22 protein-coding genes are annotated in these 19,216 nt (G+C 69.1%); 17 read left to right on the top strand and 5 right to left on the bottom strand.

Features of this window, described 5'->3' with window-relative positions; genetic code table 11:
• Positions 1-11: 11 nt before the first annotated feature.
• The 4 genes from AB4Y74_RS16520 (at position 12) to arfA (ending at position 4,221) form a co-directional block, all read left to right on the top strand.
• On the top strand, positions 12-521 hold the full coding sequence (locus tag AB4Y74_RS16520) for a flagellar hook assembly protein FlgD (protein WP_441800152.1): 510 nt from the start codon (positions 12-14) through the stop codon (positions 519-521).
• A 34-nt stretch (positions 522-555) separates the two neighbouring features.
• Entirely contained in the window at positions 556-1,728 is a 1,173-nt protein-coding gene (locus tag AB4Y74_RS16515; protein ID WP_441800151.1) for a flagellar hook protein FlgE, read from the top strand.
• A 125-nt stretch (positions 1,729-1,853) separates the two neighbouring features.
• A complete protein-coding gene (locus tag AB4Y74_RS16510; RefSeq protein WP_441800150.1) occupies positions 1,854-2,603 on the top strand; it encodes an ABC transporter permease in 750 nt (249 codons plus the stop codon).
• Between the two features lie 112 nt (positions 2,604-2,715).
• A complete protein-coding gene (gene arfA, locus AB4Y74_RS16505; protein WP_441800149.1) occupies positions 2,716-4,221 on the top strand; it encodes an arabinosylfuranosidase ArfA in 1,506 nt (501 codons plus the stop codon).
• Positions 4,222-4,260: 39 nt separating this feature from the next.
• Here arfA and AB4Y74_RS16500 read toward each other — a convergent pair whose 3' ends face one another.
• From AB4Y74_RS16500 to AB4Y74_RS16490, 3 genes are read right to left on the bottom strand one after another with little or no spacing between them, the layout of a single operon-like run.
• Entirely contained in the window at positions 4,261-5,085 is an 825-nt protein-coding gene (locus tag AB4Y74_RS16500) for a flagellar motor protein MotB (protein WP_441800148.1), read from the bottom strand.
• A 1-nt stretch (position 5,086) separates the two neighbouring features.
• Positions 5,087-5,905 (bottom strand): motility protein A, encoded by an 819-nt coding sequence (locus tag AB4Y74_RS16495; protein WP_441800147.1) that lies wholly within the window; start codon positions 5,903-5,905, stop codon positions 5,087-5,089.
• Positions 5,905-6,231: a flagellar FlbD family protein gene (locus tag AB4Y74_RS16490; RefSeq protein ID WP_441800146.1), complete on the bottom strand. Its 327-nt coding sequence runs from the start codon at positions 6,229-6,231 to the stop codon at positions 5,905-5,907. The genes AB4Y74_RS16495 and AB4Y74_RS16490 overlap by 1 nt, the downstream gene beginning before the upstream one ends.
• 136 nt (positions 6,232-6,367) lie before the next feature.
• On the opposite strand from AB4Y74_RS16490, the gene AB4Y74_RS16485 reads away from it, so the two are divergent.
• Both AB4Y74_RS16485 and fliN read left to right on the top strand, forming a co-directional pair.
• On the top strand, positions 6,368-7,252 hold the full coding sequence (locus tag AB4Y74_RS16485; protein WP_441800145.1) for a flagellar motor switch protein FliM: 885 nt from the start codon (positions 6,368-6,370) through the stop codon (positions 7,250-7,252).
• Between the two features lie 3 nt (positions 7,253-7,255).
• Positions 7,256-7,972 (top strand): flagellar motor switch protein FliN, encoded by a 717-nt coding sequence (fliN, locus tag AB4Y74_RS16480; protein WP_441800144.1) that lies wholly within the window; start codon positions 7,256-7,258, stop codon positions 7,970-7,972.
• A 216-nt stretch (positions 7,973-8,188) separates the two neighbouring features.
• On the opposite strand, the gene AB4Y74_RS16475 is transcribed toward fliN, so the two are convergent.
• The gene (locus tag AB4Y74_RS16475) at positions 8,189-8,929 is read right to left on the bottom strand and encodes a formylglycine-generating enzyme family protein (protein WP_441800143.1); all 741 of its coding nucleotides are present in this window, start codon (positions 8,927-8,929) and stop codon (positions 8,189-8,191) included.
• An 82-nt stretch (positions 8,930-9,011) separates the two neighbouring features.
• Here AB4Y74_RS16475 and fliO point away from each other — a divergent pair, with 82 nt between their 5' ends.
• Genes fliO through AB4Y74_RS16430 form a run of 9 tightly spaced genes read left to right on the top strand, consistent with a single transcriptional unit; the run spans position 9,012 to position 16,077 of the window.
• The gene (fliO, locus tag AB4Y74_RS16470) at positions 9,012-9,494 is read left to right on the top strand and encodes a flagellar biosynthetic protein FliO (RefSeq protein WP_441800142.1); all 483 of its coding nucleotides are present in this window, start codon (positions 9,012-9,014) and stop codon (positions 9,492-9,494) included.
• Positions 9,455-10,327, top strand: coding sequence for a flagellar type III secretion system pore protein FliP (gene fliP, locus AB4Y74_RS16465; protein ID WP_441800141.1), 873 nt, complete (start codon positions 9,455-9,457; stop codon positions 10,325-10,327). Before fliO ends, fliP begins: the two co-directional genes overlap by 40 nt.
• Positions 10,324-10,599, top strand: coding sequence for a flagellar biosynthesis protein FliQ (gene fliQ / locus AB4Y74_RS16460; protein WP_441800140.1), 276 nt, complete (start codon positions 10,324-10,326; stop codon positions 10,597-10,599). Before fliP ends, fliQ begins: the two co-directional genes overlap by 4 nt.
• Positions 10,599-11,360 (top strand): flagellar biosynthetic protein FliR, encoded by a 762-nt coding sequence (locus AB4Y74_RS16455; protein WP_441800139.1) that lies wholly within the window; start codon positions 10,599-10,601, stop codon positions 11,358-11,360. Before fliQ ends, AB4Y74_RS16455 begins: the two co-directional genes overlap by 1 nt.
• Complete coding sequence (locus AB4Y74_RS16450; protein WP_441800138.1) at positions 11,357-12,451, top strand: EscU/YscU/HrcU family type III secretion system export apparatus switch protein; 1,095 nt, start codon at positions 11,357-11,359, stop codon at positions 12,449-12,451. The genes AB4Y74_RS16455 and AB4Y74_RS16450 overlap by 4 nt, the downstream gene beginning before the upstream one ends.
• Complete coding sequence (locus AB4Y74_RS16445; RefSeq protein ID WP_441800137.1) at positions 12,448-14,505, top strand: flagellar biosynthesis protein FlhA; 2,058 nt, start codon at positions 12,448-12,450, stop codon at positions 14,503-14,505. Before AB4Y74_RS16450 ends, AB4Y74_RS16445 begins: the two co-directional genes overlap by 4 nt.
• A complete protein-coding gene (locus AB4Y74_RS16440) occupies positions 14,480-15,220 on the top strand; it encodes a hypothetical protein (RefSeq protein WP_441800136.1) in 741 nt (246 codons plus the stop codon). The genes AB4Y74_RS16445 and AB4Y74_RS16440 overlap by 26 nt, the downstream gene beginning before the upstream one ends.
• A gap of 9 nt (positions 15,221-15,229) precedes the next feature.
• Positions 15,230-15,466, top strand: a complete 237-nt coding sequence (gene csrA, locus AB4Y74_RS16435; RefSeq protein ID WP_064110384.1) for a carbon storage regulator CsrA — start codon at positions 15,230-15,232, stop codon at positions 15,464-15,466.
• Between the two features lie 35 nt (positions 15,467-15,501).
• Positions 15,502-16,077, top strand: coding sequence for a cysteine hydrolase family protein (locus AB4Y74_RS16430; RefSeq protein WP_441800135.1), 576 nt, complete (start codon positions 15,502-15,504; stop codon positions 16,075-16,077).
• Here AB4Y74_RS16430 and AB4Y74_RS16425 read toward each other — a convergent pair.
• Positions 16,058-16,786, bottom strand: a complete 729-nt coding sequence (locus AB4Y74_RS16425; protein WP_441800134.1) for a DUF4386 domain-containing protein — start codon at positions 16,784-16,786, stop codon at positions 16,058-16,060. The genes AB4Y74_RS16430 and AB4Y74_RS16425 overlap by 20 nt on opposite strands.
• 73 nt (positions 16,787-16,859) lie before the next feature.
• Between AB4Y74_RS16425 and AB4Y74_RS16420 the strand changes: the two genes are divergently transcribed.
• Positions 16,860-17,558, top strand: coding sequence for a TetR/AcrR family transcriptional regulator (locus AB4Y74_RS16420; protein ID WP_441800133.1), 699 nt, complete (start codon positions 16,860-16,862; stop codon positions 17,556-17,558).
• Positions 17,559-17,638: 80 nt separating this feature from the next.
• Complete coding sequence (locus tag AB4Y74_RS16415; RefSeq protein WP_441800132.1) at positions 17,639-19,216, top strand: MFS transporter; 1,578 nt, start codon at positions 17,639-17,641, stop codon at positions 19,214-19,216.

Genomic DNA, 19,216 nt, shown 5'->3' with positions numbered 1-19,216 from the left:
AGGGAGCCACCGTGGCCGTCGACCCCATCACCGGAACCGATACCGCCTCCACCGGGGGCGTCTACTCCAGCACCCCCACGCGCACGCCGAAACAGTCGCTCGACAGCGAGGCGTTCATGCAGCTGCTGGTGACCCAGCTCCGCAATCAGGACCCCAGCTCGCCGATGGACACCAACCAGATGATCTCGCAGACCACCCAGCTGGCCATGATGGAGAAGCTCACCAACATGGACACCACCGCGCAGGAGGGCTTCGCCCTGCAGATGCGGCAGGCCGCGGCGGCCCTCATCGGCCACACCGTGAGCTACCTCGACAAGAACGGGGACACGCAGACCGGCGTCGCCTCGTCCGTCTCCTACGCGGGCGCGGTGCCGATCGTCACCATCGGCGACCAGAAGATCGCCCTGGACGCCATCCTCGGCGTGGTCAGCCCGACCGACAACGGTTCGGGCTCCGGCACGACGCCGCCCGGCACCACGCCGCCCGCTACGGGCTCCGGTTCGACCACTCCCACCGCCTGACCTCCCACTCGATTTCCTCACGAAAGGAACCACCATGCTCCGCTCGCTCTACTCCGGAATCTCCGGCCTCCGTTCGCACCAGACCATGCTCGATGTGACGGGCAACAACATCGCCAACGTCAACACCACGGCGTTCAAGTCGTCCGCCGTCCAGTTCCAGGACACGCTCTCGCAGCTCGTCCGCGGCGCCGGCGGCGCTCAGGCCGACACCGGCGGCACCAACCCGGCCCAGATCGGCCTGGGCGTTCTCGTGGCCGGCATCTCCACCAACTTCACCCAGGGCGCCGCTCAGGCGACCGGCCGCTCCACCGACATGATGATCAACGGCGACGGATTCTTCGTGATGAAGGTCGCCGGCGAGACCGTGTACACGCGCGCGGGCTCCCTCGACCCGGACTCGCTCGGCCGCTTGGTCGGACCGGGCGGCGCGATCCTGCAGGGCTGGAACGCGGTCAACGGCGTCATCCAGCAGGGAGGCGCGCTCAGCGACATCACCATCCCGCTGAAGGCGGTCACCCCGGCCTCGGCCACCACCGGCGCGAACATCACCGGCAACCTTCCCTCCGACGCCGCGAACGGCGACCAGCTGGTTCGGGACGTCAACGTCTTCGACGCCAACGGAACGCCGCGCAAGTTGACCATGACCTTCACCAAGACCGCGACCGGCTGGAATGTGGCGGGCTCGGATGCCGCAGGCGCCACCGGCACCGGCGCGCTCACCTTCACGAACGGCGTTCTCACCGGCGGCGGCTCGTTGAACGTCGGAGGCGTCACGGTCGACCTCGCGTCGGTGACCGGCTACTCCGGCATCACCACCGTCGCCTTCAAGGACCAGAACGGCCGGGCGGCCGGCACTCTGGAGTCCTTCACCCTGGACAAGGACGGCACGATCACCGGTCTGTTCTCGAACGGCGACAAGCAGGCGGTCGGCCGCATCGCCCTGGCGACCTTCGTCAACCCGGGCGGACTCGAGAAGGCGGGCGGCTCGACCTACCGTGCGACCGTCAACTCCGGCGCCGCCCAGCTCGGCGGCCCGGGCGAGGACGGCCTCGGCCAGCTCCAGGGCGGTTCGCTCGAGATGTCGAACGTCGACCTGTCGCAGGAGTTCACCAACCTGATCGTCGCCCAGCGCGGCTTCCAGGCGAACGCCCGCATCATCACCACCTCCGACGAGGTGCTGCAGGAGCTCACCAACCTGAAGCGCTGATCCGAAAGCGTAGGATCCCGGCCCGAGTTGCGACACGTAGCTGCCACTCGGGCCGGATTTCCGCATCCACTCACCACTCGGCCCCGATGGTGTCAGGAGTTTGGGCGCGCCCTTAGGCTCGTTCCGTGCCCATCCTCCGAGAGCTGGCGCCGACCCTGCTCGGTGTCGCTGTGCTCGCGCTACTCGCCGTGGCGGTTCTCGCCGCGTATCGGGTTCCGCACCGCTGGGCGCCCGCCCTCGCGATTCTGCGTGGCGCGGCCCAGCTCGCGGTGATCAGTGTCATCCTCGCGGGGGTCATCACCGACCCGCGCTGGGTCGCGCTGGCCCTCCTGGTGATGTTCTCGGTGGCGGCCGCGACGGCGACCCACCGGATCGGGTGGTCTCGGCAGCACGCGCTGATGATGGCCACGGGCATGGCTACCGGTGTCGTGGTGTCGTTCTCGGTGGTGTTCCTCTCCGGCGCCATCCAGTTCAGCGCGCGCTACGCGCTGGCGATCGGCGGCATCGTGATCGGCAACTCGATGAGCATCGCGACGCTCGCCGGGCGGCGGTTCACCGAGGCGGTCGGCGACCACTGGGACGAGGTGGAGGGCTGGCTCGCGCTGGGCGCGACCCCGCGGCAGTCCACACTCGAGCAGGCCCGGGGTGCTGTCTATTCGGCGCTCATCCCTTCGGTCGACCAGACCAAGACCACGGGGCTGGTCACGTTGCCCGGCGCCTTCGTCGGCGCCATCTTCGGCGGAGTTTCGCCTCTCGAAGCCGGCCGATTCCAGGTCGTAGTGCTCGCCGCCATCATGGCCGCCGGAGCGATCACGGCGGTCATCGTGTCGGCCTGGCTGGCACCGGTGCGGGTGCGGCCGGCAGCGCTGCGCTGAGGGCGTCAGGTCTGCCGCGGCGGGTCTCTTCGAAAACATTTGACACGGTCACATCCCTCCCGCATCATGACCGATACAACGTTGTAACCCGGATAGAGGAACACTGGAGACCATGCTCGAGACCCGTATCGCCCTCGATCGTTCCGCGCGAGTCGCGACCGTCAACCGACGCATTTTCGGCTCGTTCGTCGAGCACCTCGGACGCTGCGTCTACGACGGCCTCTACGAGCCCGGGCATCCCACCGCGAACGAGGACGGGTTCCGGCTCGACGTCGTGGACCTGGTCCGGGAACTCGGATCGACCACGGTCCGCTACCCGGGCGGCAACTTCGTCTCCGGTTTCCGCTGGGAGGACTCGGTCGGTCCGCGCGAGCAGCGTCCCGTGCGCCGCAACCTGGCCTGGCATTCGCTGGAGTCGAACCAGGTCGGCCTCGACGAGTTCTCGCGCTGGCTGAAGCTGACGGGGTCCGAACTCATGCTCGCCGTCAACCTCGGCACGCGCGGCATCCAGGCGGCCCTCGACCTGCTCGAGTACGCGAACCACCCGTCCGGCACGGCCCTGAGTGAGCAGCGCATCGCCAACGGCACACCCGAGACGCACGACATCAGGATGTGGTGCCTCGGCAACGAGATGGACGGACCCTGGCAGACCGGCTACCTGACCGCCGACGACTACGGCAAGCTGGCGGCGCGCACGGCCGCTGCCATGAAGATGGCCGACAAGGACCTCGAGCTGGTGGTCTGCGGCTCCTCCGGTTCCGGGATGCCGACCTTCGGCGACTGGGAGCGCACGGTGCTCGAGCACGCATACGACAGTGTGGATTACATCTCCGCCCATGCCTACTACCAGGAGCGCGGCGGCGACCTGGGTTCGTTCCTTGCCTCCTCCGTCGACATGCAGTACTTCATCGACACCGTCGCCACGACCGCCGATCACGTCGGCAACAAACGGAAAAGCAAGAAGCGCATCCAGATCTCCTTCGACGAATGGAACATCTGGTACCTGGACGAGCACCAGGCTTCGGAGGAGATCAACGATGAGTGGCGCTACGCGCCGCGTCAGCTGGAGGACGTCTACTCGGTCGCCGACGCGGTCGTGCTCGGCAACCTGCTCATCACCCTGCTGAAGAACCACGACCGGGTGACGAGCGCCTCCCTCGCGCAGCTGGTGAATGTGATCGCGCCGATCATGACCGAGCCGGGCGGCGACGCGTGGCGTCAGACCACCTTCTTCCCGTTCTCCGTCACGAGTCGTCTGGCGCGCGGCGAGGTGCTGCGCCCCAGCGTCTCGACCGGCACCTACGAAACCGCGGTGCACGGCGAGGCCGACCTGGTGGACGCGGTGGCCACCTTCGACGAGGCCGACGGTTCGGCAGCGCTGTTCGTCGTCAACCGCAGCATCACCGAGACCCAGACCGTCCGCGTCGATGTGCGAGACCTCGGCGTCGACCGGGTGCGCGAGGCCGTGTCCCTGTGGGATGAGGACGTCTACGCCAAGAACACGCTCCACGATCAGGACCGCGTGGGACTCCGTCCGACCCCGGTCGCCTCCGTGCAGGATGGTGTGCTGACGCTGGAACTCCCGCCGGTCTCGTGGACGGGCGTCTCGCTGGCCTGACCGGGGCTCTCCGATCCCCCTGCCGCAACCGGAGGAGGGTCAGCCGGCGCCGACGGCTGCCGACGATGTCGGAGGCGTTGCCGCCGCCTGGGGAATGAGCTTGCGGACCTCCTCCGCCTGCGCCGACAGGACCACCACATCCACTCGCCGGTTCTGCGCCAGGTCGCTGTCGGTCGTTCCCGTGAAGCCGGCGACGGGGCGGGCCGAGCCGTAGCTCACCGCCGCGATCCGGCCCTGCGGGAAGCCGTTCGCCTCGACCAGGTGGCGCAGGACACTGGTCGCGCGTCCGGCCGAGAGCTCCCAGTTGGTGGGATAGGGCGCACCCGGCTGGCGCAGGTCGGCGTGGCCCTCCACCGAGACGGCGTACGAGGCCGGCGCCAGCACCGGGCCGATGTCGTTCAGAACCGCCACAGCGCGGGCGCTCAGTTCGGCGCGATTCGAGTCGAAGAAGGTGGAGTTGCCCACCAGCCCGATGGTGAGGCCGCGCTCGTCGATCTTCAGCTCCACCGCATCCTGCAGGCCGTCCCGGGTCAGGGCGGCCTGGATCTGGTCCTTCAGGTGCTGCAGGTTCTGCACCTCCTGCTGTGCCAGAGCGAACTCCGTCGACTTCCCCGACTCGTCGACATGCTTCGGGGGCACGACCACGCCGGACGCGGTGTCCACCTTCTGCGTCTTCACCTGGCCGAACCCGGTGGCCAGCGAATCCTTCAACTGCTCGAACTTCTTCGCATCCACCGTCGACATCGCGAACAGCACGATGAACATGCACATGAGCACGGTGACCATGTCCATGTAGGAGGCCATCCAGCGCTCCTCGTTCTCGTGCTCCTCAGGCTCCTCGTGCTTCTTCCGGCGTGCGGACATGTCAGGCCGCTTCTTCGATCGGATCCTTCGCGCCACGGGACGCCTTCGCGCTCTTCGCGGCCGGCTTCTCCGCATCCCCGCCCGGCACCATGGCGCGCAGGCGCTCGCCGAGGAGACGCGGCTGGCTGCCCGACTGCACGGCGAGCACGCCCTCCATGAGCAGCGTCATCCGCTCGACGTCCAGCTCGGAGAGCCGGCGTAGGCGGGCGCCCAGCGGCAGCCACAGGAAGTTGGCGGAGAGCAGACCCCACAGCGTCGCGACGAAGGCGCTCGCGATCAGCGGCCCGAGCTCGCCGGGCGTCGCCAGGTTCTCGAGCACGTGCGTGAGCGAGACGACCGTACCGATGATGCCGATCGTGGGTGCATAGCCGCCCATGGCGCTGAAGAACTTGGCGGCGACGCGGTCCTTCTTGGAGCGCGTGGCGATTTCGTCCTCGAGCAGCACGCGCAGTTCGTCGCCGTCGGTGCCGTCGGCGATGTTCTGCAGCGCCCGCTTCAGGAACGGGTCGTCGACACCCTCCGCCTCCTGCTCCATGGCGAGGAGGCCGTTGGCGCGGGCCTTCTCAGCCAGGCCGACGACCTGGTCGATCACCTGCTGCGGCGGCTCGATCTTGCCGCGCAGCGCGCGGGGGAGAGCCTTCACGGCGACGAGGAAGTCCTTGACCGTGCCACTCGCGATACCGACCGCGATGGTGGCCCCGAAGACCAGGACCATCGGTGCCGGAAGGAGCAGGGAGCTCAGGTGGGCGCCCTCCATCGTCACCATCGCTACGACGGAGCCGAAGGCGATGACGATGCCGATGATCGTTGCCGGGTCCATTACTTCTTCCTTGCTCGGAGGGGGACGGCGCGGGCCTCGGGGTGAGCCTCCACCGCTTCGTCGTCATCCAGCCCGGCCAACGCCACGAGTCCCAGCGGCGGCGCCGGCACGGGGCGCGGGCCGAAGCTGGGGAGGTCGTGGGCGAGAGCGATCACACGCGCCCGGTACGCGGCGATCTTCTCGATCACTTCGCTGATGGACTCGGTGACGATGAATTTCGCCCCGTCGACCATGACGAGAGTGGTGTCCGGACTGGCGTGGATGCGCTCGATGAGGTCGGGGTTGACCGCGAACTGGGTGTCGTTCAGTCGGGTGACGACGATCATGGGCGCGAATCCTGGTCTCGGCTCCGGGTGAGCCGTCACGAGTGCACTATCGGCTCGGGCCGGTCGGTCGTTAGGGGGACCGGGGGATGCTGCGCGGTCGCTAACGGGACGCGCACTCCGGCCGATAGTCCCTCCCGTGACGACTCTGCAGGCCCCGGCGCCGGATGCGCCCGAGGCGCCGGTCTACGACTTCCGGCGGCCGACGACGCTCGCGCGCGAGCACTCACGGGTGCTCGAGTTGGCCTTCGAGACGTTCGCTCGGCAGTGGGGAACGCAGCTGACCGCCAAGGTCCGCGTACTCAGCCAGGTGGAGTGTGACGTCGTGCAGATGCAGACGTACGACGAGTACGCGGCGTCGCTGCCCGCCACGACAGCCATGGTGCTGTGCGAGCTGGAGCACATCGGGCCGAAGGCCGTCATCCAGTTTCCGACCGTCGCCGCCCTGTCGTGGGTGAATGCGATGCTCGGAGGCCAGGGCACCCCGGTCGACCACGAGCGCATCTTCACGCAGATCGAGCAGGCGCTCGTCCGCCGGCTGATGGACGACGCGCTCGAAGACCTGCGCTACTCGCTCGGCTCCCTTCTGGTCACCTCGATCGGTGTGGACGCCATCCAGTACAACTCGCAGTTCGCGCAGGCGGCGGCGACCTCCGAGCTGATGATCGTCGCCGGGTTCGAACTCCGTGTCGGCGAGAACACGGCGCGCGCGACCGTTGCGCTGCCCGCCGTCGCGGTGCTGCCGCAGCTCGGCGAGACCAACCCGACCCACAGCACCGAGAACGCGCGAGAACTGGTAGACGCCCAGCTCGCGCACGTCCCCGTGGATGTGGCGCTGCGGCTCACCCCGGCGACCGTCCGCCCGAGCGTGGTGCTCGGCCTGTCGGTGGGCGACCTGCTCCCGCTGCCCCACCCGCAGCACCGACCCTTCGACCTCACCGTCGGCGGACAGACCGTCGCTTCGGCGGGCCTCGGCTCGAGCGGCTCCCGTCTCGCCTGCGTGATCATCAACACAGAGGACTGAACCATGAGCATGACCAGCATCGCGAACGCCACCGGCCTCTCCCTCGGCCAGGCCCAGGCCGCCGCGGAAGCACTCGCACGGGTGCTGCCGACCGGCGCACCGCTCACTCCGCTGCTCACGAACGGATCGGACGTGCGGGCAGGCGTCCAGGCTGTCGTGGCCACGTTCGTCGGGGCCGTCTCGGCAGACCTCGCGGTCGTGCTGCTAGAGGCTCCGCAGCTGGTGGACGACGGCGCCGACGGCTCGCCCGTGGTGGCGCTTCAGGATGTGCTGCAGCCCGCCCTCGAAGCGGCCAGCGACACGCTCGGCGCCGGAGTATTGGACGACGCCCGGGCGGAAGACGGCGCGGAACTGTTCGCCGACCCGGCCACCACGGTCTTCGCCCTGTCGGGGCCCGCAGGCGTCGCCGGATGGTTCGCGGTGCGCGGGCGCGCATCCGTCGCCGAACGTTCCGGCGGTAACGCGCTCGGCGGCAAGCTGGCCCGCATCAGCAACGTCGAGATGGCGCTCACGGTCGAGATCGGGCGCACCCGCATGGCGGTGCGCGACGTGCTGGCCATGGAGCCGGGCGCCGTCATCGAGCTGGACCGCTCGGCCGGCTCTCCCGCCGACGTGCTGCTCAACGGCCGCCTCATCGCCCACGGCGAGATCGTCGTCATCGACCAGGACTACGCCGTGCGGATCACCAAGATCCTGGACACGGCCGAAGACCTCGACTGAGCGGCGCCGTTTTCTTACGATTTGCGCCAAATGGTGGTTTTGGGGCCGCGATAACCACGATTTCCGCCAAATCGCACCACACGGTGGGATCGCCGGCCCGCTCCACGCCCGCTCCCACCCGGGGCGGATTCGTGCCGAATGGACGTTTACGTGCGGCCAAAGCGACAATTCGTGACGAATCGCGCGGGGTGGGAGGGCCGCGTTGAGGTCAGCGGTTCAGCGCAACGGCGTCCAGCCCGGAGGCAACGGTCCGTCGACGCTTGCGCGCTCCGCGTCCGCTGCCGCCGACCAGCCCTGGGCGGCACCCTCGGCGTCGAAGCCGCCGCGCGCGAAACGGAAGCCGACGTCCTCGTGCTGCGTGCGCGGCGGACCACCGCGGCGCACCGACGCGCGCACATTCCAGGCGTCGTCGGCGAAGCCGCCGCCGCGGAACACCCGGTAGTCGCCGTAGCGGCCGGGGTCGAGCAGGTCCCAGCACCACTCCCACGTGTTGCCGAGCGTGTCGAACAGGCCGTTGAGGTTCGGGAGACGCCCGCCGACGTCCGCGGGCGCGATCAGGCCGTCGGCGCTCGTCCAGGCCACCTCGGGCAGCGGTCCGTAGTGCGGCCCGGTCGACCCGGCGCGGCAGGCGTGTTCCCACTCGGCCTCCGTCGGCAGGCGGTAGCCGTCCGCATCCACATGCCAGGTGACGTCTTCGCCGTCGAACGTGTAGGCCGGGTCGAGTCCCTCCCATTCGGACGCCGCATTGCAGATCCGCACCGCGCGCTGCCAGCTGAGCCGCGTCGCCGGGCGGCGTGGATGCGGTGACGGCTCGCCGATCAGGTCGGCCACCTGCTCCGCGGTGACGGCGAAGACACCCAGCTCGAACTCATCCAGCTCCACGGTCCACCGCCGCTTGCGCCGTGCGTCGTGGAGTTGCACCGTCCCGCCCGGGATGCGCGCCATCTCGATATCCACGCTTCCAGCCTGCCATGTGCTCGCACGCGACCACCTCGGCGAACCCCTAACGGAGTGGGCCGGCCGGCCGATAGTTCGCTCCGTGGAGACCCTGTTCATCGCCCTGCGCGTGCTCGTCGTGCTCGGCGTGATCGTGTCGCTGCTGTGGTTCGTGCAGCGCCGCGTGACCAAGGGTCGAACCTCCGCTCGTCGCCGTCGCGGCAACGCGGTCACGGTCGTCGGGCGGCAGGGGATCGGGCCGAAGGCTTCGGTCGTCGTCGTGGATGTGGACGGCAACCGTTTCGTGCTCGGCGTCACCGAGCGTCAGGTCTCCGTGCTCCACACCGCCGACCGTCCGCAGGATGCGGACGTCACCCCGCTCAAACCCCTCCGACAGGTGGAGGCCGCGACCGGCACCACCGACGTGTCGGCACGCACTGACAGCACCATCAGCACCACCAGGCAGGATGCCGAATTCCTCACGGCGCAGGGACGCGCCTCGCTCTTCGACGAGGCACTCAAAGGCTCGATCCTGTCCCCGGCAACGTGGCGTCAGGCGAGTTCGGCGGTGCGGCCCAAGAAGTGACGGCGCGCGCCGGGCGACTTCCTCGCCTCGCTCTGGCCGGCGTCCTGGTCGCGTTCATCGCGGTCGCCATCGTCTTGCTGAGCGCCAACGCCGCGCACGCCGTGCCCACGCCGGTCCCGACGCCGACCGGGCCCGGCGGCCCGGGTGGCGCGGGCGGAACCGGTGGCATCACCGTCGACATCAACGGCCCGAACGGCACCCCGAACGCCGCCATCCTGACCCTCGTCGGCATCACCGTGCTCTCGGTGGCGCCCGCTCTCCTGCTGATGATGTCGTCGTTCACCAAGATCTTCGTGGTGCTCGCGATCACCCGGAACGCGCTCGCGCTGCCGTCGATCCCGCCGAACCAGGTGCTGGCCGGGCTCGCGCTGTTCCTGAGCCTGTTCATCATGAGCCCGGTCCTGGTCGACATCAACAACACGGCCGTGCAGCCGTACCTCGCCGGGCACATCGACTTCACGGCCGCCGCGCATGCGGCGGAGGGTCCCCTGCGCGGTTTCATGGCTGCGCACACCCGCGAGGAGGACATCGCCCTGATGACGCGGGCGGCGGGGCGGCCGAACCCGCACGACGTGAGCGCCGTCCCGCTGCTGACGCTCATCCCGGCGTTCATGATCTCCGAGCTGCGGGCCGCCTTCATCATCGGCTTCGTCATCTTCGTGCCGTTCCTGGTGATCGACATGGTGGTCTCCGCCGCGCTCATGTCGATGGGCATGATGATGCTCCCGCCGGTGATGATCTCGCTGCCGTTCAAGATCCTTCTGTTCGTGCTGGTCGACGGCTGGGGGCTCATCATCTCGAGCCTGATCGCGAGCTACGGGGGTGGGGGATGAATCCCAGCGCCGTTCTGGACATTGCTATGCAGGGCCTCATGGTCACGGCGAAGCTGGCCGCCCCGATCGTGATCACTGCGCTGGTCGTCGGCTTCGCGATCTCGCTCGTGCAGTCCATCACGCAGATTCAGGAAGTCACCCTGTCGTTCGTGCCCAAGGCCGCGGCGGTCGCGGTCGCGCTGATCATCTGCGGGCAGTGGATGATCGCCGAGCTGGTGTCGTTCACCCACGTGCTGTTCGACAAGATCCCGCAGCTGCTGGGCGGCGGCTGATGAACATCCCCATCGATCTGGGTTCGATCGAGGCGATCGCGCTGGCCTCGCTGCGCATGGTCGCCTTCCTGGTGATAGCACCGCCGTTCTCGTACAACGGCTTCCCGGCCCAGGTGAAAGGGATGCTCGCGATCGGGCTGGCCGTCGCGGTCGCTCCTCGCGCCGGCGCCGGCTACAGCTCGGGCGACACCGGAGCGTTCCTGCTCGACATGGTCCGGGAGCTGGCGGTCGGGGCGACGCTCGGGTTCCTCGTCTTCCTGGTCTTTGCGGCCATCCAGTCGGCGGGCAGCCTGATCGACCTGTTCGGCGGCTTCCAGCTGGCGCAGGCGTTCGACCCGCAGTCGATGATCAACGGAGCGCAGTTCACGCGCATGTTCCAGCTGACCGCCCTGGCGCTGCTGTTCGCGTCGGGTGGGTACCAGCTGATCATCGGTGGCCTGGTGCGCTCCTTCGACGCGATCCCTCTCGCCAGCGGGCTGAGCATGGCCGACCCGGCGAAGGAGATGGTCAACGGCGTCACGCAGATGTTCGTCGCCGCCCTCCAGATCGCGGGCCCGTTGATCGTGGTGCTGTTCCTCGCTGATGTGGGGCTCGGTCTGCTGACCCGAGTCGCGCCGGCGCTCAACGCCTTCTCGCTCGGCTTCCCGCTGAAGATCATGCTCACGGTGGTGCTGTCGGCGATCGTCTTCGTGGCGCTGCCCGGGGTCGTCTCCGGCCTCACCGACACCGCGGTCAAGACCATGTTGGGGGTGGCCCGATGAGCGACGCCCAGGAACGCACCGAACAGGCCACCGACAAGCGGATGAAGGAGGCCCGCTCCAAGGGCAAGCTCAGCAAGTCCACCGACTTGACCGCCTGGGTCGGCGTGGGTGCGGCCGCCGTGATGCTGCCCTTCACCCTGCAGAGCGGGACGACCGCCGCCATCGATCAGCTCTTCTCCGTCCGCTCGGTGATCGAGAGCCCGGACCCGTCGAAGGCCGTCGCTGCGCTGGGCGACGGACTGGGCAGCATCATGGCGACGATCGGGCCGCTGCTCGGGGTGGGTGCGCTCGCCGTCGTGGGCGCGGCGGCGGTGCAGGGCGGCATCCACTTCAAGAAGCTCGAGGGCAAGTACGAACAGTTCAACGTCGTCCAGGGCCTCGGCCGGGTGTTCGGGATGCGCGCGCTCTGGGAGGGCGCAAAGACACTGCTGAAGTCGGGAGTGGTCGCGATCGGGCTCTTCCTCGTCGTTCAGGGGCTGATGCCGGTACTGCTGACCTCCGGATCCATGCCGCTCACGTCTCTGCTCTCGGCTGCGTCGGGCGGGACCGCAGGCCTCCTCCAGGCGGCCGTCGGCGCTGGGCTCGTGCTCGCCGGGCTCGACGTGCTCGTCGTCATGCGCCGCAACCGCAAACACACGCGTATGAGCAAGCAGGAAGTCCGCGACGAGAACAAGAACAGCGAAGGCGACCCGCTGGTGCGCTCGCAGCGGCGCTCCCGGCAGCTCGCGATGAGCCGCAATCGCATGATCGCCGCGATCGGAGGGGCGGATGTGGTGCTCGTCAACCCGACCCATATCGCCGTCGCCGTCAAGTACGAGCCGGGCAAGTCGGCTCCGCGGATCGTGGCCAAGGGCGCCGGGGAGATCGCGTTGCGCATCCGCGAGAGGGCCGAGGAGGAGCGGGTGCCGATCGTGAAGGACATCCCGCTCGCCCGGGCACTGCACGCGGGCTGTCAGATCGGCGACGAGATCCCGGTCGAGCTCTACAACTCCGTCGCGCGCGTGCTCGCGTTCGTCATGTCGCTGAAGCAGCGCGGCTCGTCGAGCGGGATCCACACGATGCGACCCCAACTGCAGGGAGGGCTGTCATGAAGCCGAATAGAGGACTGGCCGCGAAGATCGCGGTGCCGATCGGAGTGGTCGGCATCATCATGCTGCTGGTCGTGCCGGTGCCGGCCTGGCTGCTCGACATGCTCATCATCGTCAACATCATGCTGGCGCTGGTCGTGCTGCTCACCACGATGTTCGTCAAGAAGCCGCTCGATTTCTCGGTTTTCCCGTCCCTATTGCTCGTCGCGACGCTGTTCCGGCTGGGCCTCAACGTCGCCTCCACCCGATTGGTGCTCGGCGACGGGTTCGCCGGGCAGGTCATCCAGGCGTTCGGGCATGTGGCGGTCGGCGGGTCGATCATCATCGGCGCGGTGGTGTTCCTCATCCTGGTCGTCATCCAGTTCATCGTGGTCACCAAGGGCGCTGAGCGCGTCGCCGAGGTCGGCGCGCGGTTCACCCTCGACGCGATGCCGGGCAAGCAGATGGCGATCGACGCCGACCTGAACGCCGGACTCATCACCGAGGAGCAGGCCCGTGCCCGTCGCGCGGAGGTCTCGGCCGAGGCCGACTTCTACGGCGCGATGGACGGCGCCTCGAAGTTCGTGAAGGGTGACGCTATCGCGGGCATCCTGATCATCATCATCAACGTGGTGGGCGGCATCGCGATCGGCATGATCCAGCGCGGCATGGAGCTGGGTGACGCGATCAACTCGTACACGCTGCTGACCATCGGCGACGGCCTGGTCTCCCAGATCCCCGCTCTGCTGATGGCCGTCTCCACCGGCATGATCGTGACCCGGTCGAACGCCGAGTCGGACATGGGCACCACCGCCAGTAACCAGCTGAGCCAGTCGCGGAATGCCCTCATGATCGCGGGATGCGCTGCCATCGTGATGGCGCTGATCCCCGGGATGCCGCCCATCCCGTTCGTGCTCGTCGGGGCGTTCCTCATCTTCGGGTCCCAACGGATCAAGACGTCGCAGGCCGCACAGAAGAAGGCGCAGGCGGCGCAGAATGCCGTCGCCACCGCGACGAAGACGGAGACGACCGAAGACCTGATCGAGCAGATGCGGGTCCATGCGCTGGAGATCACGCTCGCGCCCGACCTGGTCGACATCGTCAGCGGCGCATCCGACGACCTGCTCGCGCGGGTACGGGCCCTCCGGCGGAAGATCGCACTCGAGCTGGGCGTCATCGTGCCGCCGGTGCGCACGCGCGATAGCGCCGAGCTGCCGCCGTCGACGTACGTCATCAAGATCGCCGGGGTGGAGGCGGGGCGCGGGCAGGCGCCGTCCGGTCGCGTGCTCGCGCTGGGCGACGCCCTCGACAACCTGCCCGGCACCCCGACGGTGGAGCCGGTGTTCGGCCTGCCGGCGAAGTGGATCCCGTCCGAGATGCGGCACAGCGCGGAGCTTGGCGGCGCGACCGTCATCGACCGCGTCTCCGTGCTCATCACCCACCTCTCCTCGATCATCACGATGAACGCCGGACGTCTGCTCACTCGGGAGGACGTTCGGCTGCTCACCGAGGGTGTCAAGCAGGTGAATCCGCCCGCGGTGGAGGAGCTCATCCCGGCGCTGCTGTCGCTGGCGGAGGTGCAGCGGGTGCTGCAGGGGTTGCTCGCCGAGCAGGTGCCGATCAACGACCTGCCGCGCATCCTGGAGGCACTCACCCTTCGTGCCAAGCTCTCGAACGACCCGGAGGGGCTGGTGGAGGCGGCCCGCGCGGCCCTCGGACCGGCGGTGGTGGCACCGCACATCGACGCGGGGACGCTGCGCGTCATCATGATCGATCCCGGACTGGAGCAGTCGATGCTGGAGGGGCTGCGTCCGTCCGAGGCCGGCACGCAGATCGTCCTCGACCCCGTGCGGTTGGATGCGGTGCTCGCGTCGGTTCGGGACACGGCAGGGCGCCTGGACGACGCCGGTGTGTCGGCGGTGCTCGTGTGCGCGCCGGCGCTGCGCCCGGCCATCCGGCGGCTCGTCGCCGGCCAGATCGCCGGACTGGCCGTGCTGTCGTACCAGGAGGTGACGGCCGTCCAGGCCGCCATCGAGACCGTGGGGGTGGTGCGTGGTGCGGAGTCGATCGCGGCCTGAGTGGGTCGACGGCGCTGAGGAGGTGCTGCCCGCGGTCTCGACCTCGTCGCTCGCGTTCCAGGCGGTCCTCGACGACCTCGTGCGCGCCGTCGACGCGCCCGAGCTCGCCGCGCCCACTCCGTCGAGTCGTGACTCGTTGCGCGAAACGGCCGCGAGTGGTGACAACCTGTCGCAACTCGGCGGGGACGGACTCGGCGCCGACCGTAGCTGGGGCGCCCCGAGCGACGTCCCGAGCACGCCGAGCGTGCCGAGCGGTGCGGAGGCGGGGCCGCCGCCGGCGCGGCTGCGCGGCCGCGGCGACCTCACCCTCGTGGTCGGCCTCGGCGGCGAGGCGGACGCCGCCGCCCGCGTGCTCGCGGCTTCGGCCGACGCGTCCGCAGAGGTGCAGCGTGTCGCCGACCGGCGCGATGCCCTGGCGGCTCGCGCCGACGGGGTCCGCCGCGAGATCCCGATGGTCGCGGCTTTCACCCTCGCGGGTCCTGCGGCCGTCCCGGAGGTGGCGCCGGAGCTGGCGGGCATCGCACCCGACCAGGTCTGGGTCGCGGTCGACGTCACCCGCAAGCACGACGACACCGAGCGGTGGGTGCGGGCAGTGGATGCGGTGCTCGCGGTGGACGCCGTCCTCGCGACCGGCGCCTCCCTCACCGTCTCCCCGGAGTCCATCCACCGGCTCGGTCTGCCGGTGCTGTGGCTGGACGCGCCGCCCGCCGGATAGGCTGGGGCGATGCTGGTATTGACGCGCAAGGCGGGGGAGCGGGTGCTCATCGGCGACGACATCGTCGTGACGATCCTCGATGCGCGCGGCGACGGCGTCCGGATCGGCATCGACGCTCCGCGCGGCATCCGCATCCAGCGCGACGAGGTCGTCAAGGCGGTCACTGAGGCGAACCAGGAGGCCACCGAACGCGCCGCCGGCACGGACGACGCTGAGGCCCTCATCAAGAAGTCCCTCGGTCTCTAGGCCGGCTCTCGGCGAGATGCCGATAGTTTACATATGTGAACGATCTCGCTTTCGACCCTGCACGCACCGCCCTGCTGATCATGGATCTCCAGCAGGGCATCCTCGCCCGGCACCCGGATGCCGACCCGTTCGTCGACGGACTGATCCGTGCGCGTGACGCCGCGCGAGCGGCCGGCCTCACCGTGGGCTACGTCCGGGTCGCCGTCACGGCGGAGGAGGCCGAGCGCATCCCTCCCACCTCCCGCTTCGCCGGGTCCGCCGAGCGGTTGAACGCGGACAGCCCCGCCACGCAGATCATCGAGCGGCTGCGGCCCGCGCCCGGCGAGATCGTCGTGCGCAAGCAGCGCGTCGGCGCTTTCAGCACCACCGACCTCGGCGACCAGCTCGCCGAGCGCGGGATCGACACCCTGGTGCTCACCGGCATCGTGACGTCGGGCGTCGTGCTGTCCACCATCCGCGACGCGTCCGACCGCGACTACCGGCTCGTGGTGCTCGAAGACGGCTGCTGGGACTCCGACCCCGAGGTGCATCGGGTCCTGACCCAGAAGGTCTTCCCGCGCAGTGGCGCGACCGTCAGGTCGATCGACGAGTTCATCGCGTCGCTGGGGTGACGTCGGGCGCGGATTCCCATGTTCCGGCACCGGGGCGCGCATCGCGCCGCCGGAACCCGTGCACCGTCAGGTAGACGCCGAGGAACGCCTCCCACACGAACTCGGGCAGCGTGGCGAGCGCCGACCAGGGCGAGACCTGGTCGTAGGCGCCGAGGAGCACCGCAATTCCCGACAGCGACACGAGCGGTCCGCCGATGATGCCGACGAGCGCCCAACCGCGGGGCACCAGATGAGCGCGGTACAGCATCCAGGCGAGGATCAGCCCGTTGCCGATGCCGGCCACGAAGCCCGGCCCGAGCAGGAACGTCCAGCCGTGCAGCGCGACGAGCGCCTGCGCGACCACGACCGCGGCGGCGTCGCCGACTGCGGCGGTCCCATCCTGTCGCAGCGTGACGATGGTGAGGAGGCTGAGGATCCCGACCGTGATCAGGGTCGACTCCACGACGCGGGCGACGACGTAGGCGAGTGCGAGGGAGGGGTTGGTGCGACGGAGCACCGGATACAGCACGAGCGCGGTGCCCAGGTTGGCGATGACGAGAGTCATCTCGAGCAGCGCGCCCGCGAGCACCGGTCCGGTGGCTCCGGATCCCAGCACGAACTGGGGGTCGCTGAGCACAGGACCATAGAGCAGGGCGCCGAGAATGGAGGTGACGAAGGTGAGGAGGAACAGCACGCCCGCGGCGAGCGAGCGGCGACGGTCCTGATCCATGAGGATCCTCTCGGGTTGGGAGGTGTACGGCGTACACCTCATGAATACCGAGGATAGGTGTACGCTGTACACCATGTCAAGGGACGGGTCGACGGCGCCACGGCAGACCCTGACCATCGAGCGCATCGTGGCCGAGGGGGTCGCCCTCGCCGACAGCGCCGGCCTCGACGGGCTGAGCATGCGGACACTCGCACAGCTACTCGGCGTCGTACCGATGGCCCTCTACAAACACGTCGCGAACAAGGACGAGCTGCTCGACGGGATGGTCGACCGGGTCTGGGCCGAAGTCGAGGCGCCGTCGCCGGACCTCGGCTGGCGCGACGCCCTCCACCGCCGGTCGGTTTCGCTCCGGGACGCCCTGCTGCGCCATCGCTGGGCGGTGGGGATGATGGAGGCGCGTCTCCGTCCCGGGCTCGCGAACCTGCAGCAGCACAACGCCATGATGGGCTGCCTCCGCCGCTCGGGATTCTCCTTTCGGACCACCGTGCACGTCACCTCGGTGCTCGACGCGTACGTCTACGGCTTTGCGCTGCAGGAGAAGACGTTGCCGTTCGACACGGCGGAGCAGTCCGGGGAGGTCGCAGAACAGAAGCTCGCGGCGACGCCGCCCGAGTTCGCCCTGCACTTCCCGTACCTGCTCGAGGTGGTGGCCGAGCTCGGCCGCGCCGGCTACGACTACGACGAAGAGTTCATGACCGGCCTCGACCTCATCCTCGACGGCGTGGAGCGGCTGCGCCCGGGATGGGCGACCGCCGACGGCGATCGGGCCTGACCCGCGTCCACCGATCGGCGGACACGGGTGACAGCCGGCCGCCGGTGCCGCCGATCCCGCCGGGCCGGGAGGCTGGGGGTATGAAGTCGTCCAACCTGGCCCTGACCGGCCTCATCCTCGCCGTTTCGATGACGACGATCGACCAGACGATCGTCGCGCTCTCCGCTCCGAGCATCCAGCAGAACCTCGGCCTCACGCACGACGGGATGCAGTGGGCGGTCAACGTCTACCTGCTCACCACCGCCGCGTTCTTCCTGCTCGGCGGCCGCATCGCCGACGTCATCGGCCACAAGCGGATGGCGCTGGTGGGCATCGCCGGCTTCGGCCTCACATCCCTGTTGTGCGGGCTCGCACCCTCGGGCGACCTCGCCGAGCCGTGGCTCGTCGCGGCCCGCGCCCTGCAGGGCATCAGCGGCGCGATCATGTTCCCCGCCGCGATCGGCATCGTCGTCGAGGGCTTCGCCCGCGAGAGTCGCGGCCGGGCCATGGCGATCTTCTTCGCCATCACCGGCGCGATGACGGCCATCGGCCCGATTGCCGGCGGCTACCTGACCGTCTGGACGTGGCGCGCGATCTTCTGGGTGAATGTACCGATCGCGATCGCGGCGTTCATCATCGTGGCTGTGACCGCGCGGCCGTCGAAGCGCCGCCACGAGCGGATCGACTGGATGGGAGCGGCGGTGGTCGCGGTCGGGATGGGGCTGGTCGTCTTCGGCCTGCAGCAGGCGAGCCCGTGGGGATGGGGCAGCCCGGCGGTCATCGCCTCCCTCATTCTCGGAGCCGCGCTCCTGGTGCTCTTCGTCGTCGTGCAGCGCCGCGTCAGTCAGCCGCTGATCCGCATCGCTGCCTTCCGCGACCGCGGTTTCGCCCTGTCCACCGTGGCGACACTGTTCGCGTCGGTGGCGTTCATCAGCGCGTTCTTCTTCTTGAGCGTCTACGGACAGGTCTCGTTGCAGCTGTCGGCGACCGAGACCGGGCTGCTGTTCCTCAAGTTCTTCATCGGCTTCGTCGTCGCCAGCCGGATCGGCTCCGTGCGCTTCGACAAGTACGGTGCGCGGATGGTCGTCCTGTTCGGTGGCGTCATCGGAGCGATCGGCTTCGGCTGGCTCGCGACGACGGCGACGAACCTGTCCATCCACGCGGATGCGTTCTTCAATCCGCAGACCTGGCCCATCATCGTCGCGGGCGCCGGCATCGGACTCATGTTCAGCCCGGTTTCGACCGACGCCGTCAACCGCGCCATCGGCGCTAGCTACGGCGAGGTCAGCGCCATCTCGCAAACGATGAAGAATTTCGGCGGCGCCCTCGGCCTCGCGGTGTTCACCACGATCGTCACGTCTCGCCTGACCGACCTGTTGACCGACTCGTTCGCGAAGTTCGGCGGTTCGGCGGCGGATGCGCAGGGCGCGGTAGACAGGATCAGCGGCGCGTCGGGGACCGGCAGCGGTCTCTCGAACCTGCCGATGGCCATCCAGGAGCAGATCCTGCACGCGGTCCGAGCCGACTACGCCTCTGCCGTCCAATGGGCGTTCTGGGGCATGGCGGCGGCGATGGCGATCGTCGCGCTGGTGGGGATCTTCTACCCGGCCGGCCGCACCTCGCTTCCGGAGGCCGCTGAGCCGAACGCTGACGCGAACGCCGACCGGGCTACAGTCTGA

Origin of the sequence: Leifsonia sp. RAF41, from assembly GCF_052114085.1 — a bacterium.
GTDB lineage: Bacteria > Actinomycetota > Actinomycetes > Actinomycetales > Microbacteriaceae > Leifsonia.
Note: the sequence above shows the minus strand (reverse complement) of the source record. Positions and strands in the feature narration are given on the sequence as shown.